At 56.3% G+C, this 21,090-nt stretch carries 23 protein-coding genes, 1 tRNA gene and 1 pseudogene; 14 read left to right on the forward strand and 11 right to left on the reverse strand.

Annotated elements, in window-relative coordinates; translation table 11 throughout:
• Both Z948_RS17730 and Z948_RS0100850 read right to left on the reverse strand, forming a co-directional pair.
• Positions 1-664: pseudogene (locus Z948_RS17730) on the reverse strand (Hint domain-containing protein); the annotation flags it as partial.
• A gap of 982 nt (positions 665-1,646) precedes the next feature.
• Positions 1,647-1,730: transfer RNA gene (locus Z948_RS0100850), tRNA-Leu, on the reverse strand.
• Between the two features lie 137 nt (positions 1,731-1,867).
• Here Z948_RS0100850 and Z948_RS0100855 point away from each other — a divergent pair.
• Both Z948_RS0100855 and Z948_RS0100860 read left to right on the forward strand, forming a co-directional pair.
• Positions 1,868-2,446 (forward strand): YqaA family protein, encoded by a 579-nt coding sequence (locus tag Z948_RS0100855; RefSeq protein WP_025057688.1) that lies wholly within the window; start codon positions 1,868-1,870, stop codon positions 2,444-2,446.
• Complete coding sequence (locus Z948_RS0100860; protein ID WP_025057689.1) at positions 2,443-2,895, forward strand: disulfide bond formation protein B; 453 nt, start codon at positions 2,443-2,445, stop codon at positions 2,893-2,895. Before Z948_RS0100855 ends, Z948_RS0100860 begins: the two co-directional genes overlap by 4 nt.
• On the opposite strand, the gene Z948_RS0100865 is transcribed toward Z948_RS0100860, so the two are convergent.
• A complete protein-coding gene (locus Z948_RS0100865; protein WP_025057690.1) occupies positions 2,892-3,317 on the reverse strand; it encodes an Lrp/AsnC family transcriptional regulator in 426 nt (141 codons plus the stop codon). The genes Z948_RS0100860 and Z948_RS0100865 overlap by 4 nt on opposite strands.
• A gap of 108 nt (positions 3,318-3,425) precedes the next feature.
• On the opposite strand from Z948_RS0100865, the gene rocF reads away from it, so the two are divergent.
• Positions 3,426-4,346, forward strand: coding sequence for an arginase (rocF, locus tag Z948_RS0100870; RefSeq protein ID WP_025057691.1), 921 nt, complete (start codon positions 3,426-3,428; stop codon positions 4,344-4,346).
• A 77-nt stretch (positions 4,347-4,423) separates the two neighbouring features.
• A complete protein-coding gene (locus tag Z948_RS0100875; protein ID WP_025057692.1) occupies positions 4,424-5,467 on the forward strand; it encodes an ornithine cyclodeaminase in 1,044 nt (347 codons plus the stop codon).
• 1 nt (position 5,468) lies between these two features.
• Here the strand turns inward: Z948_RS0100875 and Z948_RS0100880 are convergent, their stop codons facing one another.
• Positions 5,469-6,635, reverse strand: a complete 1,167-nt coding sequence (locus Z948_RS0100880; RefSeq protein ID WP_025057693.1) for an FAD-dependent monooxygenase — start codon at positions 6,633-6,635, stop codon at positions 5,469-5,471.
• A 103-nt stretch (positions 6,636-6,738) separates the two neighbouring features.
• Entirely contained in the window at positions 6,739-7,161 is a 423-nt protein-coding gene (gene dksA, locus Z948_RS0100885) for an RNA polymerase-binding protein DksA (protein ID WP_025057694.1), read from the reverse strand.
• A gap of 169 nt (positions 7,162-7,330) precedes the next feature.
• On the opposite strand from dksA, the gene Z948_RS0100890 reads away from it, so the two are divergent.
• The 7 genes from Z948_RS0100890 to Z948_RS0100925 all read left to right on the forward strand — a co-directional run bounded on the left by Z948_RS0100890 (position 7,331) and on the right by Z948_RS0100925 (position 12,914).
• On the forward strand, positions 7,331-8,170 hold the full coding sequence (locus tag Z948_RS0100890; RefSeq protein ID WP_025057695.1) for an AAA family ATPase: 840 nt from the start codon (positions 7,331-7,333) through the stop codon (positions 8,168-8,170).
• A 458-nt stretch (positions 8,171-8,628) separates the two neighbouring features.
• Complete coding sequence (locus tag Z948_RS0100900; protein WP_025057696.1) at positions 8,629-9,987, forward strand: DUF2927 domain-containing protein; 1,359 nt, start codon at positions 8,629-8,631, stop codon at positions 9,985-9,987.
• A 24-nt stretch (positions 9,988-10,011) separates the two neighbouring features.
• Positions 10,012-10,179 carry a hypothetical protein gene (locus Z948_RS0100905; RefSeq protein WP_025057697.1) on the forward strand — a complete coding sequence of 56 codons (168 nt, stop codon included), beginning with the start codon at positions 10,012-10,014 and terminating at the stop codon, positions 10,177-10,179.
• Positions 10,179-11,366: a vWA domain-containing protein gene (locus Z948_RS0100910; protein WP_025057698.1), complete on the forward strand. Its 1,188-nt coding sequence runs from the start codon at positions 10,179-10,181 to the stop codon at positions 11,364-11,366. Before Z948_RS0100905 ends, Z948_RS0100910 begins: the two co-directional genes overlap by 1 nt.
• Before the next feature lie 178 nt (positions 11,367-11,544).
• The gene (locus Z948_RS0100915; RefSeq protein WP_025057699.1) at positions 11,545-11,916 is read left to right on the forward strand and encodes a hypothetical protein; all 372 of its coding nucleotides are present in this window, start codon (positions 11,545-11,547) and stop codon (positions 11,914-11,916) included.
• Positions 11,913-12,089: a hypothetical protein gene (locus Z948_RS18855; RefSeq protein ID WP_156023549.1), complete on the forward strand. Its 177-nt coding sequence runs from the start codon at positions 11,913-11,915 to the stop codon at positions 12,087-12,089. Before Z948_RS0100915 ends, Z948_RS18855 begins: the two co-directional genes overlap by 4 nt.
• Before the next feature lie 141 nt (positions 12,090-12,230).
• Positions 12,231-12,914, forward strand: coding sequence for a M48 family metallopeptidase (locus Z948_RS0100925; RefSeq protein WP_025057700.1), 684 nt, complete (start codon positions 12,231-12,233; stop codon positions 12,912-12,914).
• A gap of 35 nt (positions 12,915-12,949) precedes the next feature.
• Here Z948_RS0100925 and Z948_RS0100930 read toward each other — a convergent pair whose 3' ends face one another.
• From Z948_RS0100930 to Z948_RS0100950, 5 genes are all read right to left on the reverse strand, one after another.
• Positions 12,950-13,495, reverse strand: coding sequence for an RSP_2648 family PIN domain-containing protein (locus tag Z948_RS0100930; protein ID WP_025057701.1), 546 nt, complete (start codon positions 13,493-13,495; stop codon positions 12,950-12,952).
• A gap of 4 nt (positions 13,496-13,499) precedes the next feature.
• Positions 13,500-14,711 carry an RSP_2647 family RNA methyltransferase gene (locus Z948_RS0100935; protein WP_025057702.1) on the reverse strand — a complete coding sequence of 404 codons (1,212 nt, stop codon included), beginning with the start codon at positions 14,709-14,711 and terminating at the stop codon, positions 13,500-13,502.
• Between the two features lie 39 nt (positions 14,712-14,750).
• The gene (locus Z948_RS0100940) at positions 14,751-15,494 is read right to left on the reverse strand and encodes a DUF6778 family protein (RefSeq protein ID WP_025057703.1); all 744 of its coding nucleotides are present in this window, start codon (positions 15,492-15,494) and stop codon (positions 14,751-14,753) included.
• A gap of 147 nt (positions 15,495-15,641) precedes the next feature.
• Positions 15,642-15,911, reverse strand: coding sequence for a hypothetical protein (locus Z948_RS0100945; RefSeq protein ID WP_025057704.1), 270 nt, complete (start codon positions 15,909-15,911; stop codon positions 15,642-15,644).
• Positions 15,911-18,712 (reverse strand): [protein-PII] uridylyltransferase family protein, encoded by a 2,802-nt coding sequence (locus Z948_RS0100950; RefSeq protein ID WP_025057705.1) that lies wholly within the window; start codon positions 18,710-18,712, stop codon positions 15,911-15,913. Before Z948_RS0100950 ends, Z948_RS0100945 begins: the two co-directional genes overlap by 1 nt.
• Positions 18,713-18,952: 240 nt before the next feature.
• Between Z948_RS0100950 and Z948_RS0100960 the strand changes: the two genes are divergently transcribed.
• The 3 genes from Z948_RS0100960 (at position 18,953) to Z948_RS0100970 (ending at position 20,822) form a co-directional block, all read left to right on the forward strand.
• Complete coding sequence (locus Z948_RS0100960) at positions 18,953-19,384, forward strand: DUF2852 domain-containing protein (protein WP_025057706.1); 432 nt, start codon at positions 18,953-18,955, stop codon at positions 19,382-19,384.
• Between the two features lie 81 nt (positions 19,385-19,465).
• Entirely contained in the window at positions 19,466-19,891 is a 426-nt protein-coding gene (locus Z948_RS0100965; RefSeq protein WP_025057707.1) for an RDD family protein, read from the forward strand.
• Between the two features lie 109 nt (positions 19,892-20,000).
• Entirely contained in the window at positions 20,001-20,822 is an 822-nt protein-coding gene (locus Z948_RS0100970; RefSeq protein ID WP_025057708.1) for an arginyltransferase, read from the forward strand.
• Positions 20,823-20,833: 11 nt separating this feature from the next.
• Here Z948_RS0100970 and Z948_RS0100975 read toward each other — a convergent pair whose 3' ends face one another.
• Positions 20,834-21,052, reverse strand: a complete 219-nt coding sequence (locus Z948_RS0100975; RefSeq protein ID WP_025057709.1) for a DUF6500 family protein — start codon at positions 21,050-21,052, stop codon at positions 20,834-20,836.
• Positions 21,053-21,090 lie beyond the last annotated feature (38 nt).

Consider the following 21,090-nt stretch of genomic DNA (forward strand, 5'->3'; position numbering starts at 1 on the left):
AGGAAGTGATCGTGTCGTTGCCGCCCAACGCGTCAACTATATCGTCTTCTGGGGCTTCGCCAGCGATCAACGCATCGCTTGCATCAATCCGGTCACCATCAGGGTCGCCCGTATAGTCCAGATCAATAACGTCTGCACCATCATCACCAGAGACGATACCATCCCCATCCGTGATAGGTGTGTTATCTTCAAACACAAGGTTATCAATAGCACCCGAGGTTTGCAGCTGGATTTCAAAGCGAACCGTACCAGGGACAAACAACTGAACAACCGATTGGCCGTTGTCACCGTTTACAGGCACAGTTTGCTCGCTCAACAGCGACCCGTCTTCGCCAAAGAACAACATTGTAGCTGGCTGTTCCAAGTCAAGGAACGTCAGGGATTTGATCGACACCGCGTTGTCAAATTCAAAAGTGAATGTGCCGCCTGCCGCGTTGTCATCCGGATCAGATGAGTCACCGTCTTCGGAAATGATCAACACATTGTCCAGATTATCTGTCGCCAGATCATCATCCCCGCCCGTGGGGTTGTTTGAATCAAAAATCATGGCCTGATCTACACCAGATCCATTTGCAACAGCAGAAACCGTTACACCAATGTCTTCATATTGGTTGGTTACGTTTTCACCAGTGGCGAGATTATTAAAGTCGATAGTTCTGATCATGTTTTTTGCTCCTATGCAGCAACACGCGCGGCGCGGGTCGCGGCCGGATGGGAAGATGTGTAATCTGTGAGGTTACCAAAGGTATGCCGAAGACTGACGGTCGCCCTCGATAGGCCCGTCATATATCGTTTTAAAGCACAACACGTTTTCATGTTCGTCTCCATTCATACTCTTGAACCCCGTGAGGTTCGAAACTGGTCCGAAATCAACACGCACACAGCAGCGCCAGTGATGGAGGGAGAGACAGGCCAAATTATGGCCAAACTAAGAAACATAGAAGATGCTTCAAAGTTCTATGTGCAGCAGTCGCAAACATGCGCCCTACACCTCTCCTGCACCATATAATGCAGTCAATGTGCGGCCGCCCCCGGACCAAATTATCGTCGCCCCCCAGTTGGGCAACTCAATTGATACCTTTTAAAATATGGCGCACAAAGGGAAAAATGTTTGAAAAGTGTCACGAACGGGCCCACGTTGCGTCGCTTTTTTAAGTCAGACAAGCTGCCCTTCCCGCCAAAAGTGAAGACTGTTTCCATTTCCTGAACAGCGTTTATGGGCGTTCGCCCATAAAGACAGGGGGTTTAGGACAGTTCCAACAAAACCCACACAACCAATCCGTGCACCCAGTGTTTCCATCTCCGAAACACCAGCTTGCCCCATTTGACAGGCAGCTCTCCGCCGCCCGTCACATTTGCTTGTTTACAGCTCGGAACCAATCCAATTGAAACGGGGAAATTGGCCAAACTTGACGTAAGGTCCGCCACAATTCAACGAATCAAACGGCTTTACGCTTTCGCAGCTTTGCCTTCGCAATTCACGCTTATTGGATCGCACTGTAAAACAACGGATTTTAGTTAACGGCATCAACCGCGCTCAAACTTCTGTTCCACAGAAACAACCGTAACCACATCTAGGCCTTAAAAAGCCCAAATAGCGTCAAGCGGATTTTTTTAAAAAAAACGGAGACCTGAACACGTCAGGTTGGTACCCAAGGCCGGACTCGAACCGGCACGCCTCGCGGCGGGAGATTTTGAATCTCCTGCGTCTACCATTCCGCCACTTGGGCACTGAGGGGTGATGTAGCCTGAGCTTTCGCGGTGGGCAAGCCCAAATCGAAGCCTTTTTCTCTGCTTTGCCCTTTCGCGCTCCCTTGACCTGAAACGCTTCACGTGGTGTTGACGTTAAAAACACGGAGCAGCCCCCATGATCCAACGCCTATATGACTGGACACTTGGTCTAGCCGATCACCGCCACGCCCTTTGGGTGCTTGCATTTGTGGCCTTTATCGAAAGCTCGGTCTTTCCGATCCCGCCAGATATTATCATGATCCCGATGATCATTGCCCGCCCTAGCCGCGCGTTTTTGATTGCTGGGGTTGCGCTGGTCGCCTCCGTTTTGGGGGGGATGCTGGGCTATGCCATTGGCGCTTTGGCGTTTGAGGCTTTGGGCGAACCGATCCTCAACTCCCTTGGCAAAGCGGATTCGATGGCTGAATTTGCCACACGATTTAACGATCTGGGCTTCTGGGCCGTTCTGGCGGCAGGGATCACCCCCTTCCCTTATAAGGTCATTACGATCATGTCGGGTTGGACCGCGATGCCGCTGGGCACATTTATTGCAACATCTATCCTTGCACGGGGGTTGCGCTTCTTTATCGTTGCGCTGCTGCTGTGGAAATTTGGTGCACCTATTCGTGATTTCATTGAAAAACGCCTTCCCCTTATGTTCACCCTTGCGCTTGCGCTGCTCATCGGGGGCTTTTTCGTGGTGAAATTCCTGTGAAACGTCTGGTTCTTCTGGCTGCAATCGGCTCGGCTGCTGTTTTGCTGGGGGCTTACGCCTTTCAACATATTGGTGGCATGCCCCCGTGCAAACTGTGCCTCTGGCAGCGTTGGCCCCATGCGGCTGCGGCGCTGATTGGCGCCCTGATTGTTCTCACGGGAGAGATACGCCTTGCTTGGCTGGGCGCGATCGCTGCGCTGAGCACGGCAGGCATCGCCGCCTACCACGTCGGAGTCGAGCAAGGCTGGTGGGAAGGGCCAACCAGCTGCACCTCATCGGGTGTGTCCAATGTCAGCGCCGAAGACCTGCTGAACCAGATTCTCGCCGCGCCACTGGTGCGTTGCGATGACATCCCTTGGCAAATGGCAGGGATCAGCATGGCAGGTTGGAACGCGATCCTATCTGTTGGTTTGGCTGTGGTCTGGGTGGCGGCGGCGCGCCGCGGCTAGCCAACCTTTTGTGTGCTTAACAGCAGGCTGGTTTCCGAACTCGCCACACCGTCCAGATTGCGTATCCGCCCCAGCACGATGTCCAGCTCGGCCAAAGTGGAAGTGCCAATTTCGACGATCAAATCCCAACGCCCGTTGGTAGAATGCACCGCTCGCAGCTCGGCCATGGCGGACAGCTGGCGTTTGATACGCTCTGTGCCGCGCCCCTCAATCCCGATCATCATCAACCCGCGCACAGGATCCTGCGCAACATCCGCGCGGGTGATGACAGAAAACCCGACAATATCGCCGCGGTTTTGAAGGCGCGACAACCGTGCCCTTAGGGTTGTACGTGACACCCCTAACCGCGCAGCAAGATCAGACAAAGACGCGCGCGCATCATGGCGCAACGCGCCGATCAGCTGGTGATCCATATCGTCCATTTTTCTATCCAATTTGGTCAAACTGTAAACATTATGGCCAAATTGCATGCTACTAACAATCCATTTTACCAAGTTATAAAGAATAATCTGTAGCGAAAGAGGCTTTTCATGAAACCACATCACTGTATCTTACAAGGCGCCCCACTGGATTGCGGCAAGACACGTCGTGGCTGTATAATGGGCCCAGACGCCTTGCGCACAGCTGGCCTTGCCGAAGCTTTGAGCAGCCTTGGGCACCGTGTCACCGACATCGGTAATATCGCACCTGCCCCTTTCACAGATGCTCCACACCCCAAATTGCACCGCCTGTCGGAAACCATTGCATGGACACATGCACTGGCCGATGCCACCGAGACCGCCTTTGACCAAGGGTTGCCCATCACGATGGGAGGAGATCACGCGCTGGCTGCAGGAACGGTTCTGGGCGCGATGCGTCACGCCGCCCGCCAAGAGCGCCCTTTGTTTGTGCTTTGGCTGGATGCCCATAGCGATTTCCACACATTAGAAAGCACCGATAGCGGCAATTTGCACGGCACGCCTATGGGCTATGTCACAGGGCGCAGCGCCTTTCCGGATTGGCCCGCCCTGCCCGCGCCTCTTCCTTATGAAAACATCGCGATGATCGGCCTGCGCTCCGTTGATCCGGCAGAGCGCGAAGCGCTGCAAGACACCGCAATCACCCGCGTTGATATGCGCGAAATCGATGAAACAGGCATCGCCCGCCCGCTTGGCGCGTTTCTGGATCGTGTGACGGCTGCGAACGGCATGTTGCATGTGTCGCTGGATGTGGATTTCCTCGACCCTGCTGTTGCCCCCGCTGTTGGCACCACTGTTCCCGGGGGTGCAACCGTACGCGAAGGGCATCTGGTCATGGAGATGATCAACGACAGCGGGTTGATGACCTCGCTCGATCTGGTTGAGCTGAACCCGTTTATGGACGAACGCGGCCGCACCGCCGAGCTGTTGGTCGATCTGGCCGCCTCTGCCATGGGGCGCAACGTGTTTGATCGCCCTACCCGCGCCTTCTAACGCTTCCCCCTTCTTTGCCAAAGGCTCGGCGCCTTGCGGGGCTGAGCCTTTCCCGCATTTTCTGAAAGATGAGTATTATGACACAACCCTCCCAAAAAGCCCTTGTTCCTTTTGTCAGCGTCGATCACATGATGCAGCTGATCCACCACATCGGGATCGCGCCCATGCTGCAAGGCATCTGCGACCGGATCGAACAGGATTTCCACCGCTGGCCCCTGTTTGACAAAACACCGCGGGTCGCCTCGCATTCCGATGTTGGCGTGATCGAGCTGATGCCGACTTCGGATGGGGATGTTTACGGATTCAAATACGTCAACGGCCACCCAGATAACACCAAAGACGGGCTGCAGACGGTCACGGCCTTTGGCCTGCTGTCGGATGTGGCCACGGGCTATCCCGTTCTTTTCTCTGAAATGACCATCCTCACGGCACTGCGCACCGCAGCAACATCCGCATTGGCGGCCAAAATTCTGGCACCTAAAGGATCAGAAGTGATGGCCATGATCGGCAATGGCGCACAATCCGAATTCCAAAGCCTAGCCATGCAGGCAATTCTGGGCCTGAAAGAAGTCCGCCTCTATGATGTAGACCCTGCCGCCACCGCCAAATGCGCGCGCAACCTCGAAGGTACTGGCCTGCGGGTGGTCAGCTGCGCAACCGCCGAAGAGGCGATTTTGGGCGCGCAGATCATCACCACCTGCACCGCTGACAAACAATACGCCACTATCCTGACCGACAATATGGTTGGCGCTGGCGTGCACATCAACGCCATTGGCGGTGACTGCCCGGGCAAGACAGAACTGGCCCCAGCGATCCTGCACCGCTCTGAAATCTTTGTGGAATATCCCGAACAAACCCGCATCGAGGGCGAAATCCAGCAACTAGACGATGACCACCCTGTCACCGAACTGTGGGAGGTCATCACAGGCGCGGCACAGGGGCGCAAGGACGACAAACAGATCACCCTGTTTGACAGTGTCGGCTTCGCGATCGAGGATTTCTCGGCGCTGTGCTATGTGCGTGATGCGATCAAGGATACGTCCTTTTTCACGCCGCTGGACATGCTGGCAGACCCTGATGATCCGCGCGATCTATTCGGCATGGTCTCTCGCGCAAAGTGACCTAACGCTGCTGGGTGACATCCACCCCATAAAGCCAGTCAAACGCGCCCAACATCCGCTTGGGCGCGAAACGGCTCCCTAAACGCAGCACCGTATGCGCGGCCAAGCGCAGCGGCCCAGGGCGCAAGTGGTAACGCCACGCATTGCCCTCGGCCGCTTTGATCACACGGGTTACCCGTGGTTTACGCGCCGCCTGATAGGCAGGAAGGGCAGCAACCCCGCCCTTTAGGACGTGATCGGCCAAAACCCATGCATCCTCTAGCGCCATATTTGCGCCCTGCGCCAAAAACGGCAGCGTTGGGTGAGCAGCATCGCCCAGCAGGGCCACGCCCCCCTGCTGCCAGACATCAGCCACAGGGTGACGGTGCAGGCCCCAGAGCGTTGTTTCGGTTACCGCATTGATCATCTCCCCCGCGGCACCTTCAAATTCGGCAAAGGCAGCACGCAGATTGGCAGGATCATCCGTGTGGTTCCATCCCTCATCCGCCCAATCGCTGCGCTCTTCCACCGCGACGAGGTTGACCCTGTCGCCGCCCCGCAACGGGTAGCTCACCAAATGACGTTTGCTTCCCATGGTGACCATGGCCACGTCTGGGTGATCGAAATGGTTTGGCACGGTGGCACGCCATGCAACTTGCCCCGTGAAAAATGCCTCATCCGCGCCGTTCAGCGTTTTGCGTGTAGGTGAATGGATGCCATCGGCCCCTACAATCAGTTCCGCACGGCGGGTGGTCCCGTCACTAAGGGTGAGTTCGGGAATATCGCCACCGCGAACCGATTGCACCTGCACGCCCATCTCGAACGAGACATTCTGCTCGCGCGCGGCGCGTGCCAAAACATCAATCAAATCAGCGCGATGCATAAAGTAGTAGGTTTGATCGCTGGGTAAACGGGTCAGGTCAAGGCGGGCAACGTCGCTGGCATTGTCAAAGGCCCGCATCACAACGGCCTTGCCCTTTACTGCACCGCGATCCGTCAAACGCTTTTCCAGCCCAAGCGCGCGCAACACGGCCAGCCCGTTCGGGCTTATCTGTAACCCCGCGCCAACTTCGCGGATCTCTGGGGCCTGCTCTAGGACGGTAACGGCCACGCCCCCTCGCGCCAGTGCGATCGCCGCCGTCAGACCGCCGATGCCTGCCCCGATTACTATTGCGTTACTCACACCCATCATGACCTCCCCCATAATGAAAAGACGCCACAGCTTGCACTGCGGCGCCCAATATTCTCTCCAAATCACGGCAGGTTATGCCCAACTTGGCCTGTACTGGCGATCAATCGTCGCGGTGTACTTTTTCGCGGCGCTCGTGACGCTCTTGCGCCTCAAGGCTCATCGTTGCGATTGGACGCGCATCCAGACGTTTTAGAGAAATCGGGTCACCCGTGACCGAGCAATAGCCGAATTCATCTTCCTCAATGCGCCGTAACGCAGCGTCAATTTTGCTGACCAATTTGCGCGCACGATCACGTGTACGCAGTTCCAGCGCGCGGTCGGTTTCTTCCGAAGCGCGATCCGTAACATCCGGAATATTGCGCGTTCCATCCTGAAGCGTCTCGATTGTGTCGCGGCTGCCCTCCAGCAGTTCCGCTTTCCAATCCAACAACTTGCGGCGGAAATACTCGACCTGCCTGTCATTCATGAATGGCTCGTCGTCGGTTGGACGATAGTCATCCGGCAAAAAGTTTTCCTGTTTCACTTTGTCTATCCCCTCGGAGGTTTTCGACAATGCCGTGCGGAGTACCCTATCACGACATCTCCCTTGGCGCGGGGTCTATAGGACGGATGAGAGATTGTCACTACACAATCACGCGTTATTATCGCGATCGAACCATGCAAAGTGTATGCACTAGAAAGTTGATAACGATATGAAATTCCAAGGTACCGCTGACTATGTCGCGACCGATGATCTGAAAATTGCGGTGAATGCTGCCGTGCAGCTGGAACGCCCTCTTTTGGTGAAAGGCGAACCCGGCACAGGCAAGACAGAATTGGCCCGTCAGGTTTCTGCGGCTTTGGGCCTGCGGATGATCGAATGGAACATCAAATCGACAACCCGCGCACAGCAGGGCCTGTATGAATATGACGCCGTAAGCCGCCTGCGCGATAGCCAGTTGGGCGACGAGCGCGTGCATGATGTTTCCAACTACATCCGCAAAGGTAAACTATGGGAAGCCTTTGAGGCGGGCGAGAAAGTGGTTCTGCTGATTGATGAGATCGACAAAGCGGATATCGAGTTTCCAAACGACTTGCTGCAAGAGCTCGATAAAATGGAATTCCACGTCTATGAAACGGGCGAAACCATCAAAGCGGCCGTGCGCCCGATTGTGATCATTACTTCGAACAACGAAAAAGAGCTGCCAGACGCGTTCCTGCGCCGCTGCTTCTTCCACTATATCCAGTTTCCCGACATGGAGACGCTGAAAAAGATTGTCGAAGTCCACCACCCTGGGATCAAATCCGAGCTCCTGACCACCGCGTTGACCCAATTCTACGAAATCCGCGACCAGCAGGGTTTGAAAAAGAAACCATCAACCTCCGAGGTCATCGACTGGCTCAAGCTGCTGCTGGCCGAAGACATGGAGGCCAAAGACCTGAAATCCGATGGCGCCTCTGCCCTGCCCAAACTGCATGGCGCCTTGCTCAAGAACGAACAGGACGTGCATCTGTTTGAACGCCTCGCCTTTATGGCGCGCGGCGGACGCTAAGACGTTACCAGCGGCGCAAACCGATCTATCGGGTTCGGGGTGCGCCGCTGAATTTTCGGATTTCGGCCATACCGCTATATCCGCACCCCATAGGTTTTGGCCTATTCTCTCTCCCCTTTTTCAGCTGTTAGCCGCCTTTAAAGGCCAAGGCAGGATTGTCCGCCAAGAACCACGTGCCGCGTGGTTGACGTGAGGGCGCCCTTGGTAAGGCAACCCCTTCTAAACTGTGGCTTTTTCGCATCCTCAGCCCTAGCTGCGCCTCATTCCGTAAAAATTGCCACTATTTTGCCTTAATTGCTCCCTACCGAGGACAGGTTGAGAGGCGAAAAGATCTCCATCGAAGCTCAAAAAGGGCAGGCAGGCAGAGTTATGAGTATCCAGAACGCACAGTTTGTGCGCGTGTTTTTTGCACGCTTTTCAACGACCTACATGAATTCCTCACAAGAGGTGGCGCTGACATGAAATCGCGCGCTGCCCTCATCCTTGCAATGGCGTTAAACGCCTGTACCCCCACCAACGTGAGCGAAGTCTCACGGGCAATGCCCATCGCAAACAGCTCGTTGCCGCCTGTAAAGGTCTTTAGCAACAGCTATCATGCTGGCCCTGTTCGGGCGAACAATGATCTGGCGTTGGACTTTATCGAGCTTTCTTTCAAATTGGAAAGCGGCCGTGAATTACCCGTTTTCACCCGTTTTGAAGGCCCTGTAACCGTCACAGTTGTGGGGCAACAGCCCCCCTCCCTTCAGCACGATCTAACGCGCCTTTTGAACCGCCTTCGCACCGAGGCACGGATCAACATCTCGCAGGTGAATGCCCCACGTGCCAACATCACGATCAACGCCGTGCCGCGTAAAGAGATCCGCAAACTATTGCCGCAGGCCGCATGTTTTGTCGCCCCCAACGTCAGCACGTTGGACGAATACCGCAAAGCGCGCAAAACCAAAAAAGCCAACTGGTCCCTGTTGCGCAAACGAGAGCGACTGGCAATTTTCCTGCCCAATGACGTCAGCCCACAAGAAGTGCGCGATTGTCTGCACGAAGAGGTCGCCCAGTCCCTTGGGCCGCTGAACGATTTGTATCGTCTGCCAGATTCCGTCTTTAACGATGATAACGTCCACACCGTGTTGACCGGTTTCGATATGCTGATGTTGCGGGCCTATTATTCGCCTCAGCTGCATAACGGTATGTCACGCGGACAGGTGGCAGCCACCCTGCCCCACATCCTACGGCAGATTAACCCGCGCGGCGAAGCAGCATCAGCCAACTTCCCAACCCGCACACCAATTCAGTGGAAAAAAGCCATTGAAGGTGCCCTTGGGCCAGCCTCATCGCGCAGTGAACGTTTGGAAGGCGCCTCCGAAGCCTTGCGCATCGCCAAGGCAATGGGTTGGCAGGACCAGCGCCGCGCCTTTGCCCATTACGCCATGGGTCGCGTTCTGCAACGTGATAACCCGAAAGAAGCACAGCGCCACTATTCCGCAGCCAAACAATATTATGCTGCGACGCCGGGCACCAAATTGCATCAGGCCTATGTCGCCACCCAACTTTCGGCCTTTGCCGTAAGTCAGGGCCAAGGCGCCCAAGCGTTGCAATTGATCGCCCCCCATGTGGAAACAGCCCGAGCAAACGAAAATGCCGCCCTGCTTTCGACTTTGTTGCTGCTACGCGCCGAGGCATTGGATCTGGAAAACCGCCCCTCGGAAGCGAAAGCCGTTCGTATGGACAGTTTGGGATGGGCACGGTACGGATTTGGCTCAGATTGGGCTGTGCGGGCCAAGCTGCGTGAGATTTCATCGCTCAACCCGCTCAAAGGATAGCCCGCAAACACAAAGGGCTAGAGTATGATTGTAATCGGGTTGGCGATTTTGGGCGCTATTATCGGCGGGATGACCGCGCGGAAACGTAACGGAAATCGCAAAGATATCGCTCAATACGCAGCTGGCTATGGCATGGCGTTTCTAATTGTGGGTATGTTTCTGACAGTTATCATCGACCGGATTGTCAGCTAATGTTTCTACCCTTCTTTGAACACCTGCGCGCCCATAAAGTTCCCGTTTCCATGCGGGAATTTTTGGCCTTTCTAGATGGCATGTCTGCGGGCCTTGCCACCTATGATGTCGAGGCCTTCTATTACCTTGCGCGGGTGTCCATGGTGAAGGATGAACGCAACATCGATAAATTCGATCAGGCCTTCTCGGCGGCGTTTTCCGGATTGGAAAACATAACGATAGAGCAGGTTCTTGAAGCGGTGGACATCCCTGCCGAGTGGCTGAAAAAGATGTCGGAAAAGCACCTGTCCGAGGAAGAAAAGGCCGAGATCGAAGCCATGGGCGGCTTTGAAAAGCTGATGGAGACGCTCAAAGAGCGCCTGAAAGAACAGGAAAAACGCCATGAGGGCGGTAACAAATGGATCGGCACCGGCGGCACCTCGCCCTTTGGCGCTTATGGCTATAACCCCGAAGGCGTGCGCATTGGCCAAAAGGAAGGTCGCCACGGCCGCGCGGTAAAGGTCTGGGACAAGCGCGAGTTCAAGAACCTCGACGATACAGTCGAACTGGGCACGCGTAACATTAAGGTCGCGCTGAAACGCCTGCGCCGCTGGGCGCGCGACGGCGCAAACGAAGAGCTGGATTTGGGCGGCACCATCCGTTCGACCGCCGAGCAGGGCTATCTTGACGTCAAAACCCGCCCCGAGCGGCGCAATGCGGTTAAGGTGCTGTTATTCTTGGATGTTGGCGGCTCGATGGACCCCCACATTAAGGTGGTGGAAGAGCTGTTCAGCGCCGCACGATCCGAATTCAAGCACATGGAATCCTTCTACTTCCACAACTGCCTCTATGAGGGCGTATGGCGCGACAACCGCCGCCGCTGGGATGCACAGACCCCCACCCATGAAATCCTGCGCACCTATGGCCCCGATTACCGCTGCATCTTTGTCGGCGATGCCTCCATGTCCCCTTATGAGATCGCCTACCCTGGCGGCGCGAATGAACATTGGAACCCCGAAGCCGGCTCTGTCTGGCTGGAGCGCGCCCGCGAGCAGTGGAAATCCAACCTTTGGATCAATCCGATCCCTGAAAAATACTGGTCCTACACCCAGTCAATCACCATGATCCAAGAGATATTCGGCCAAGAGGCCATGGTTCCCATGACGCTGGAAGGCCTGTCGCGCGGGATGAAGACGCTCACGCGCTAGATCCAGCGAGTTTTGCTGGGTTGGCCGAGTTTGTAGCCCGCACCAATCTGGGGCAAAAATTACAAAAGTCCGCTTAGTGGCCATTTTGACAAATGCTGCAAGATGCACCAAAGTCTGGAGACGGCAGCCGTCCAATTAGCATGGTTGGTATTTTGAGATTTAGCAAAAGGTACGTTCCATGAAAGTTGCGACTGTTTTTGGTTTTTTGGTTGCACTTGCGTCAAACGCTGCCTTTGCCGAAGGCATTCGCTGGAAGCCCGAAACTTTATCGCCTGGCGACTACACCAGCATCGACCAAAGCCAAGGCGGCCTTATCCACCACGTTTTTCGAGGGAAAGCGGGCCGTTCGTATGTAATTGAGAGTTTTCGCGGCTCGTCGCCATCGGGAAGTCCCGTATTCACTACCTATTTGGATAAAGACGGAAATCAGGTTCGTTGGGTCAGGCAGGATGGGTTTGAGCTGAAGTTTCGCCCTCACGACTGTACAAGAACTCTTGGACGTTGCCAGTACACGCAAACTGGATCCGATGGGAAAAAGAAACCCGTTTGAGAATTACAGAGGCTACCCGCAAGGGGCTGAAATTCACTGAGTATGGCGCTGACGGAAAGCCGCTGTTTGGTGGTCAAATTGACCTAGATGAACGTGGCAATGCAGGGAACGGCAGCTTAAATGGCAATCAAGGCAAGCAACGGTTTCGTTTGGTCAGAAAAGCTTATCAATAGTCATCATAGAAATTCAACAAGCGAGGCATTTTCCTAGCAAAGCTGACATTGGTCTCCGAAAACTCAACGACCGCTCTGTCCGCAGAGCGGACTAAGCTATTAGTCCCTTGCTCCTGCCCGTATCAACACCATATTAAACCCATGATCAAAACCATCCCCATCCTGCTGGCCGTTCTTTATGGTCTGGCCATGTATCGTTTCTCCGTTTGGCGCACGGGGCGTGAGCTGGACGAAAAATCAACCGTATTGGCCGACCCGGAACTGGTCGAGATGAGCAACAAGATGGCCCATGCGCTGGATTTGGCGCGGATCAAGGTGCATATTTATGAGATCGAGCCCGTGAACGGGCTTGCCGCCCCTGACGGGCGTATCTTCATCACCCGTGGTTTCTATAACAAATTCCGCGCTGGCGAGGTCACCGCCGATGAATTGGCCAGCGTCATCGCCCATGAGCTGGGCCATGTCGCCCTTGGCCACTCGCGCCGCCGCATGATCGATTTTTCCGGCCAGAACGCCATGCGCGCGGCGCTTGGCATGGTGCTTAGCCGTATTATCCCAGGCATTGGGGTGTGGATTGCTAATGGGCTGACATCGCTGCTGGCGGCGAAACTATCGCGCAGTGATGAGTTTGAGGCCGACGCCTATGCGGCCGCGCTATTGACCAAAGCCGGCATCGGCATTGCGCCGCAAATCTCACTGTTTGAAAAGCTGGATGCGCTGACGCAAACTGGTGGTGGGCGCCCGCCCGCGTGGCTATTGACCCACCCCCATACCAAGGATCGCATCGCCGCGCTGGAAAAGATGAAACTAGAATGGGAACGCTAAACCAGCAAGTTACCGACCATTCCTAACCCAAAACATCAATCAGAAACCAGCGCCTTGCCAAGGCGCGGCAGGCGGGCTTTCTTCATCAACGATCGCAGGGTCCAATCCTCCCCCGACAGGCGGCGTGCCTCGGCTAGAACAGCTTCGGCAACGGGTTTCACGGCCTCTGGAGCGGCTTGGAAATGGCCCAGCAGAAAGGCGTCAGGGTCGTTACGGCTCAGCCCTTCTTCGGCCAGAATACCGCGCGGGAAATCCTTGGCGTTCATCGTCACAATGCCGTCTGCATTGCCGTGAACCGCGGCTGCCAAAACGTGGATATCATTTGCATCAGGCAGCCACAGCCGCGCCTCTAACCCCGCGTGACGTGGGACAGACGCCTTGGGAAAGGCTGCTTGCAGCATCGCCACTTCGCCCCGCGCAATCGCTTCGCCCTCTGGGCCCAGCTTGCGTGCGGCCAGTGCCCATTCTTCCAGAATGCGGTCTGACCACAGCGGCGTGTAGGCCCCCGTGCGCGCGACGCCCAGCAACATCTCCCGCATGACGGTGGGATAGATTACACAGGCGTCGAGCAGCATTTTCATGAGGTTACAGGTGGAAGAACAGGGATTTAAGATACCCTGTCTCGGCCAATTGGGGCAGTTGCGGGTGATCTGCGCCCGCAAACCCTGTGTGGATCAGGCTGGGTCGGCGCCCTGCACGGCCAACACCGCGCACAGAGGCGCTGCGGAAGGCCGTCAGATCCGCCGCATGCGAGCATGAGCATAGCCCCAGAATGCCGCCCTCAGCGACCAAAGGCGCCGCAAGCCGCGCGATACGTTCATAGGCACGCAGACCCGCTTCCAAGGCTGGTTTTGCAGGGGCAAAGGCAGGTGGGTCGCAGATGACGACATCAAATTCGGCGCCTTCGGCGCGCAAGGCTGCAAGCACGTCAAATGCGTCCCCCTGACGGGTGCTCACACGGTCAGAAACGCCCATCGCTGCCGCACCTTCTTCGGCCAAGGCAAGCGCTGGTGCCGATCCATCAACGCAGAGCGCAGAAGCCGCGCCGCCTGCCACTGCGGCAAGGCCAAAGCCCCCCACATGGGAAAACACATCCAGCACCCGCGCACCGCGCGACAGTGTCGCAGCAAAAGCGTGGTTGGGGCGCTGGTCATAGAAAATACCTGTCTTTTGGCCCCCTGTGAGGTCCGCCATATAAGTGGCACCGTTCATCAAAACAGGCACAGCCGCATCTGGCGCCTTGCCCGCCAGAACGCCGCTCACATCGTCGAGCCCTTCAAGGCTGCGCGTGCGGCCTGAGGCGTTCTTCAGGACATTTTTAACGCCTGTGACCTCAATCAAAGCAGCGGTCAGCGGCTCGATCAACGCGTCAGACCAAGCGGCGTTGGGCTGGATCACGCAGGTATCGCCAAAGCGGTCGATAATCACACCGGGCAGCACGTCGCCTTCGGCATGGACCAGACGGTAGAAAGGCGCGTCAAACATCCGCTCGCGCAGGGCCAGCGCGCGGCGCAAATGGCCGGCCATCCATGCCTGATCAATCACCGCTTCGGGATCTGCATCCATCATACGGCAAATGATTTTAGAGTTCGGATTGACCGTCACCACCCCCAAAGGCTGGCGCAGGCTGTCCTCCAGCACCGCGATCGCACCAGCGGCAAGCCCCTTGGTGCGGCGGTCTGTGACCAACTCGTTTGCATAAACCCAAGGCGCACCATGACGAATGGCGCGCGCGTTGGCCTTTGGCATAAGGCGTACAACGGGGAGCGGGGCGGATGTGGAAAAGGGCGCTGTCATAGCGCCCTTCCCTAGTCGGTTCCCATGAGAAGGGAAAGCCTAGATTCTGTTGACCAGCTGGTAGAAGCCGAAAGAAGCGTTCTTATAACCTGCGGGTTCGGTCATCTCTTGGCGAATAACTTCGGCCAGATGGCCAGAGATACGGACCTTTTGGGTCAGGCCACGGGCCTCGGCACTGATCGCCTGCTGACCGCCAAAGGCTTCGAGGTCGGTTGTGATCTGGCGCGGCTCTGACAGGAACTCACCTGTGGCGGCATCGCGCAGTACCATTTTGAAAACGATGTGGTGATCGCCGCCCACGGTATAGCGCGCTTTTTCACTCAGCGCGTGGAAACGGACAACTTCGATGTCCAAAAGAACAGGCACCGGACCTTGGAACGTGGACACGCCAGCGGTCATCGCGTCATGAACGATCTTAGACACCTGCGCATGACGGTTGCCAATCGGGTCTTCACGCCAAACGATATCACCGTTCGGGTAATACCGGTTTGCTTCGGAGACTTTCAGCGACGTCGGAACGCTAACGTTCACCTTAGCTACGTTGATCTGGCGCAGGATTGCTGCGGGCAGGATCGTGCGTGGCGCTTGTTTTTGTTCGGAAACGGTGCGGACAGTGCGTCGAACATTTGATTCAGATACAATTGACACATCTGTTTGCGAATAAGTCGCCCTTGGCGGTTGTTGTTCACTAAAAGGCGCATCGCGGCTCACGATATCTGCGCCACCACAAGCACTCAGAGCGGCACCAATACTCAGGGCGCATGCAAGCTTGATCATTTTCATCTCGGTCTCCTCAGGTCAACGGACCTAAAACTGGTTACAAACCCAGTTTTGTCCGCCGATTGAGGCAAGTTTGAGACAAATTCGCGCCAGACTTAGCACAAATTAACGATTTGTTAACTTAACTTGAAGGAACCTAGTCTGGATCAATCAATCCCGTTTACGGCTGCGCCACCCCCCGCGCCGCCGCGGTGTAGCGATTGAATGTAACCCCTCGGCCAGAACTTCGGACATCGGATGTTCTGGATCCTGACCATAGCGCTCTAGCAAACGGCGCATGGCAGGATGGGTTTCCGCCCCCTCTTCAAGGCTCAGCGCCCAATCCAAAAAGATTGACCGGCATTCCGATTTTGAGACCCCTTCAATCCGATAGGCTTCATAGATCAAGCCCTTTGGGTCATCAGATGTGACTTTTTCCATTACGTATCTCCAGTGGAAAATTTTACCAGCGCCATGGAAATAATGCTGTCTGCGACTTCATAAGTCTGTGCCAGTTGCGCCTCTAATGCCTGAACCGTGTCGTTTTCCGCAACCTGTATAACCGAATGGACCAAAAACCGCTGCGTCGCATTTCGCAAAGCGCCAAGGTCTAGCGGCTTGGACGAGAGCAGGCGCGTGGCGGATTGAAGCGACCACAGGCATTCATACGCGTCGTTTAGGCGTTTCTCGTCCTCCTGCGATATCACCCCCGCAGCCTGCGCCGCGGCCAGACCTGCGGGAATATCCCGTGCAACGATCCCCCCGATCAGGGCACCAGCCTGCGCAAATAATTCGATATCTTGCAAACGCCCTGCGCCTATTTTGGCATCCAGCACCCCTTCTGCCGATTTTGCCGCAGCAATCCGCGCGCGCATCTCGGCGGTTTGGGTGCAGACATATTGGACATCGCGTTTCGACCTTACAATGTCTGCGCGCAAGGTTTCCACCGCCTGCCCAAGAACATCCGGCCCCGCGATCACTTCGGCGCGGGTCAGGGCCAGATGCTCCCACAGCCATGCCTCGTTTTTCTGATAGCTGTCGAAACTCTCAAGCGATGTCGCCACCGGCCCTTTGTTCCCTGAAGGGCGCAGACGCAAATCCAGCTCATACAGCCGCCCATGCGCCATGGGGGCGCTCATCGCGGTAATCATCGCCTGTGTCAGCCGCGCGTAATACTGGCGCGCAGCCAAAGGGCGCGGCCCCTCTGATGCTTCTACCCCATCCGCATCATAGATCACAATCATATCCAGATCGGATTGCGCGGTCAGCCGCCCCGCCCCAAGCGAGCCCATCCCGACAATGACCGCCCCCTTTCCCGGAGGTGGGCCATGGCGGCGCGAGATTTCAGCGATGACAACAGGCCACAGGGCCCGCAAAACAGCGCGCGCCAGATCGCTATACTGCTCGGCCGCCTGTGCCCCATCCGTCAGACCGCGCAGATGATGCACCCCGATCCGGAAATGCCATTCGCGCGCCCAGACCCGCGTGCCATCCAACTGGGTTTCATAGTCATCCAGCTCTTTCAGGCGGGTGCCAAGGGCCGCGGCCAACGCCTCTTCACCAGGCCAATCGGCAAAGAAATCACCCCCGATCACCGCATCCAGAACAGAGGCGTTGCGCGACAGATGCGCCGCCAGCATCGGAGAGACCGATACGATATCAATCAACAGATCGGATAATTGCGGATTGGCCTTGAGCAAGGAAAACAGCTGCACACCAGCAGGCAAGCCGCCCAGAAACCCGTCAAAAGCCAATAGCGCCTCATCCGGTTTATCCGCCTGCGCCAAACGGCCCAGCAAATCCGGCTTTAGCTGCTCAAACAATTCTGATCCGCGATCCGACCTGAGCGCCGGATAGTTTGGCCAACGATCCATAACCGCGACGTCAAACTCATGGGCCAGTTCAGGTTCGGCTGTGCCACTGGCTTCGGCAAAGAACCCTTCGGTGATTTCATGGACCGCGCCCAGACGGTCGCGCAGCTCTTGCTCCAGCGCGGATTGATCCATATCCATCATCGCCGCAATCCGCGCCATACCTTCTGGCGATTTGGGCAGCGTATGGGTTTGGGCATCCTGCACCATCTGCAAACGGTGTTCGACCGTGCGGTGGAACGTATAGTGATCTGTCAGCGTTTCTGCGGCGTCTTGGGGCACCCATCCTTTTGCCGCCAGCGTCGCAAGCCCTTCTTTGGTGCCGCGCAGGCGTAACCCCGCGTCGCGCCCGCCCGCAATCAACTGGCGGGTCTGGGTAAAAAATTCGATCTCGCGGATGCCACCACGGCCCAGTTTCATGTTGTGACCAGGCAGGGTGATCTCTCCGCCGAGGCCTTTATGCTCGCGAATGGCGAGGCGCATGTCATGGGCATCCTGAATGGCGGCGAAGTCCAGATGCCTGCGCCAGACAAACGGGCGCAGGGTTTGCAAAAACCCCTCGCCCACGGCGATGTCACCCGCACAGGGGCGCGCCTTGATATAGGCGGCGCGTTCCCACGTGCGCCCAAGGCTTTCGTAATAGCGTTCGGCTGCCAGCAGCCCCACGCAAACGGGGGTGACCGCAGGATCAGGGCGCAGACGCAGATCGGTGCGAAACACATAGCCCTCGGCGGTGATCTCGCTGAGGGTAGAGGCCATCGCGCGTGTGGCTTTGATCAACCCTGCCCGCGCCTCTTGAAAGTCATCGGGATCATAGCGGCTTTCGTCAAAGAGGCAGATCAGATCGATATCGGAAGAATAATTCAACTCGCCCGCGCCCATCTTGCCCATCGCCAGTACGGTCATGCCCCCACCGGTTTCGGCGTCTTCCTCGACCAATCCCGGCAATTTTCCGCGCCGAATCTGAGCGGCAACGGCCACCCGCAACGCCGCCTGTGTGGCCGCATCAGCATAATCCGTCAGCGCGCCCGTGACCTCCTCCAATGACCAAGCCCCGCCAAGATCGGCCAAAGCGCTGAGCAACGCCACCCGCCGCTTACCCTGCCGCAATCCAGAACTTAGCGTATCGGCCTGAAGCACCTCTGGCGCTGTTAACACCCCAGCGAGCGCGGCTTCGGGGTCGTCCAATGCGCCCTCTAGCCACGCGGCCTCTTTCTCGATCAAACTACGTAGATACGGGGCCAAGGCGGCCGTACTGGCCAATAGCGGGCGAATTGCGCGATCAAAACGATCAAGCTGCAAATCATCATCTGCCTCCCCGATCAAACGGGGGCATCGGGTAAGGCGGCTGGAAAGGTTTTTGTTGTTCATAGGGCCAGAATTGCCCGTGTCGGGGGGCGCGTCAATGATCTGTGTCAAAATTCTTTTCCGCCCATCCGACTGAAATAAAAGAATTAAAAAGAAAAATGTAAATATCTTTCACATTCAATCTTGCAATCGCGCCAACCATACCCAAATTGAGTGATGTGAAAGGCATTTACATTCCAGTCCTTTCTCCGGTGAAGCGCCCCAAACCCGGCGGCAGCGCACCGCAAATTTGAGGGGACTATAATGACCACGATGACCGACACCTACCCATCTTCGCGTAACTCTTCGCGCGACAATTTCTTTACCCGCTCAGAAAGCTGGCTGGACGAGCGCGGCAAAGGCGCGTGGATCGCCGCCATGGTTCTTGGGTTTATCTTTTTCTGGCCTGTTGGCCTTGCCCTTCTCGCTTATATGATCTGGAGCAAACGTATGTTTAATTCTTCTTCTCACGCCTGTAACCGCCGCCGCAAAATGCATCGTCATATGGCAATGGGGCGCCCGACAGGCAACGCAGCCTTTGACGCCTACAAGGCCGACACATTGCGCCGCCTAGAGGAAGAGCAAGACAGTTTTGAAAGCTTCCTTGAGCGCCTGCGTGAAGCAAAAGACAAATCCGAATTCGATGCCTTTATGGACGAACGCGCTGCCCGCAACGACGACGAAGCAGCAGCCTAACCTCCCCCCGCTGCTTGACAGCAGCCCCGCGCGCTCCCAAATCTGGGGGCGTGCACCTGTGCCCCACCCTGAAAGAGCCCGATGACACCTGATCCTGATACACAGCCGCAATTTTACGATAGCGTCCCCACCAAACGCCTTTTGGCATGGGGGGCAGATACAATCATTATCCTTGTGCTGACGCTGGTTGTGATCCCCTTTACCGCGTTTATCGGCCTGTTCTTTCTGCCCTTTCTCTTTATCGTTTTGGGCTTTGCCTACCGTGTGGTGACGCTGTCGCGCAGCTCTGCCACATGGGGGATGCAGTTTATGGCGATCGAGATGCGCACCCGTGATGACCAGAAATTCGACCTACCGACAGCCGTGCTTCATACGCTGGGCTATACGGTTTCGATCACCATGCCCCTGCTGCAATTGATCTCGATTGTTCTGATGCTCAGCACGGATCGTCGCCAAGGGCTGACCGATATGGTTTTGGGAACGGTCGCGTTAAACAGGCGCGGCTAACCCCAAGATAGGCAAGGCCAAGCCTCTGTTCACCCTAATTCATTTTAGGCTTTGCCCTTTTCCTTTCAAAGGCTAACCTAACAAAAACCAAGCAGCCCGGACCCCATTTATGCGCCACTCGCTTCCTATTGCACCGCAGTTCTATGTGACTGCACCGCAGCCCTGCCCCTATCTTGAGGGCCGGATGGAAAGAAAGCTGTTTACCGCCTTGCAGGGCGACAACACCGACACCCTGAACAACAGCCTGTCTGCGCAAGGGTTCAGGCGCAGCCAGAATGTGCTTTACCGCCCTTCCTGTGCGGAATGCTCGGCCTGTTTGTCCGCCCGTATTGATGTGTCGAAATTCACGCCCAGCAAAAGCCAACGCCGAACCGTCAAACGCAACACAGGGCTGACGCGCCGTGCGACATCGCCTTGGGCCACCGAAGATCAATACGAGCTGTTTCGCACCTATCTCAGCAGCCGCCACTCAGACGGTGGCATGGCGGATATGGATGTGTTTGAATTTGCCGCAATGATCGAAGAAACGCCGATCCGCACCCGCGTGATCGAATATTGCGACGATGAAACAGGCGAGCTGATCGGCGTGTGCCTCACGGATGTTTTGGGCGATGGGGTGAGCATGGTTTACTCCTTCTACTCTCCTGACCGTCCGCGCGATGGCTTGGGCAATTATATCATCCTTGACCATATCGAAATCGCCCGCAGCGCTGGCCTGCCTTATGTCTATCTGGGCTATTGGGTGCCTGGCAGCCAAAAGATGGATTACAAGGCCAAGTTTTCAGGGCTGGAAGTCTTCATAGGCGGTGCGTGGCAGCCTATGCGCGATCCTGCGGATTTTTCAGCGGATAAACACCCGCTCAACACCGATCCTATCGCGGAACAGGTGGCAAATATCTCGCTTCCCGATCTGACCCCAAAACGCGGCTAACGCCGCTAGGATCACTGGCCTGCGGCGATCATATCGCGGATTTTCACGGCTTTCTCAAAATGATCCAACTGGTGGGTTTTGATCCACCATGTCGCGGCCTCCATCAACAGATCGGGATCATCATTTCGATTGGCAAAGAAGGCATAGAACGACAGGCCAACCCCCTCGCCTTTTTTGGCGATCTTTGCCTCGCAAATGCCAATGGCTTTGTCTCTGAGAGATTGGCGCATCTTCTGTCCTATCACGTATCTTGAAACGCAAAGGGCGC

Origin of the sequence: Sulfitobacter donghicola DSW-25 = KCTC 12864 = JCM 14565, from assembly GCF_000622405.1 — a bacterium.
Lineage (GTDB): Bacteria > Pseudomonadota > Alphaproteobacteria > Rhodobacterales > Rhodobacteraceae > Sulfitobacter > Sulfitobacter donghicola.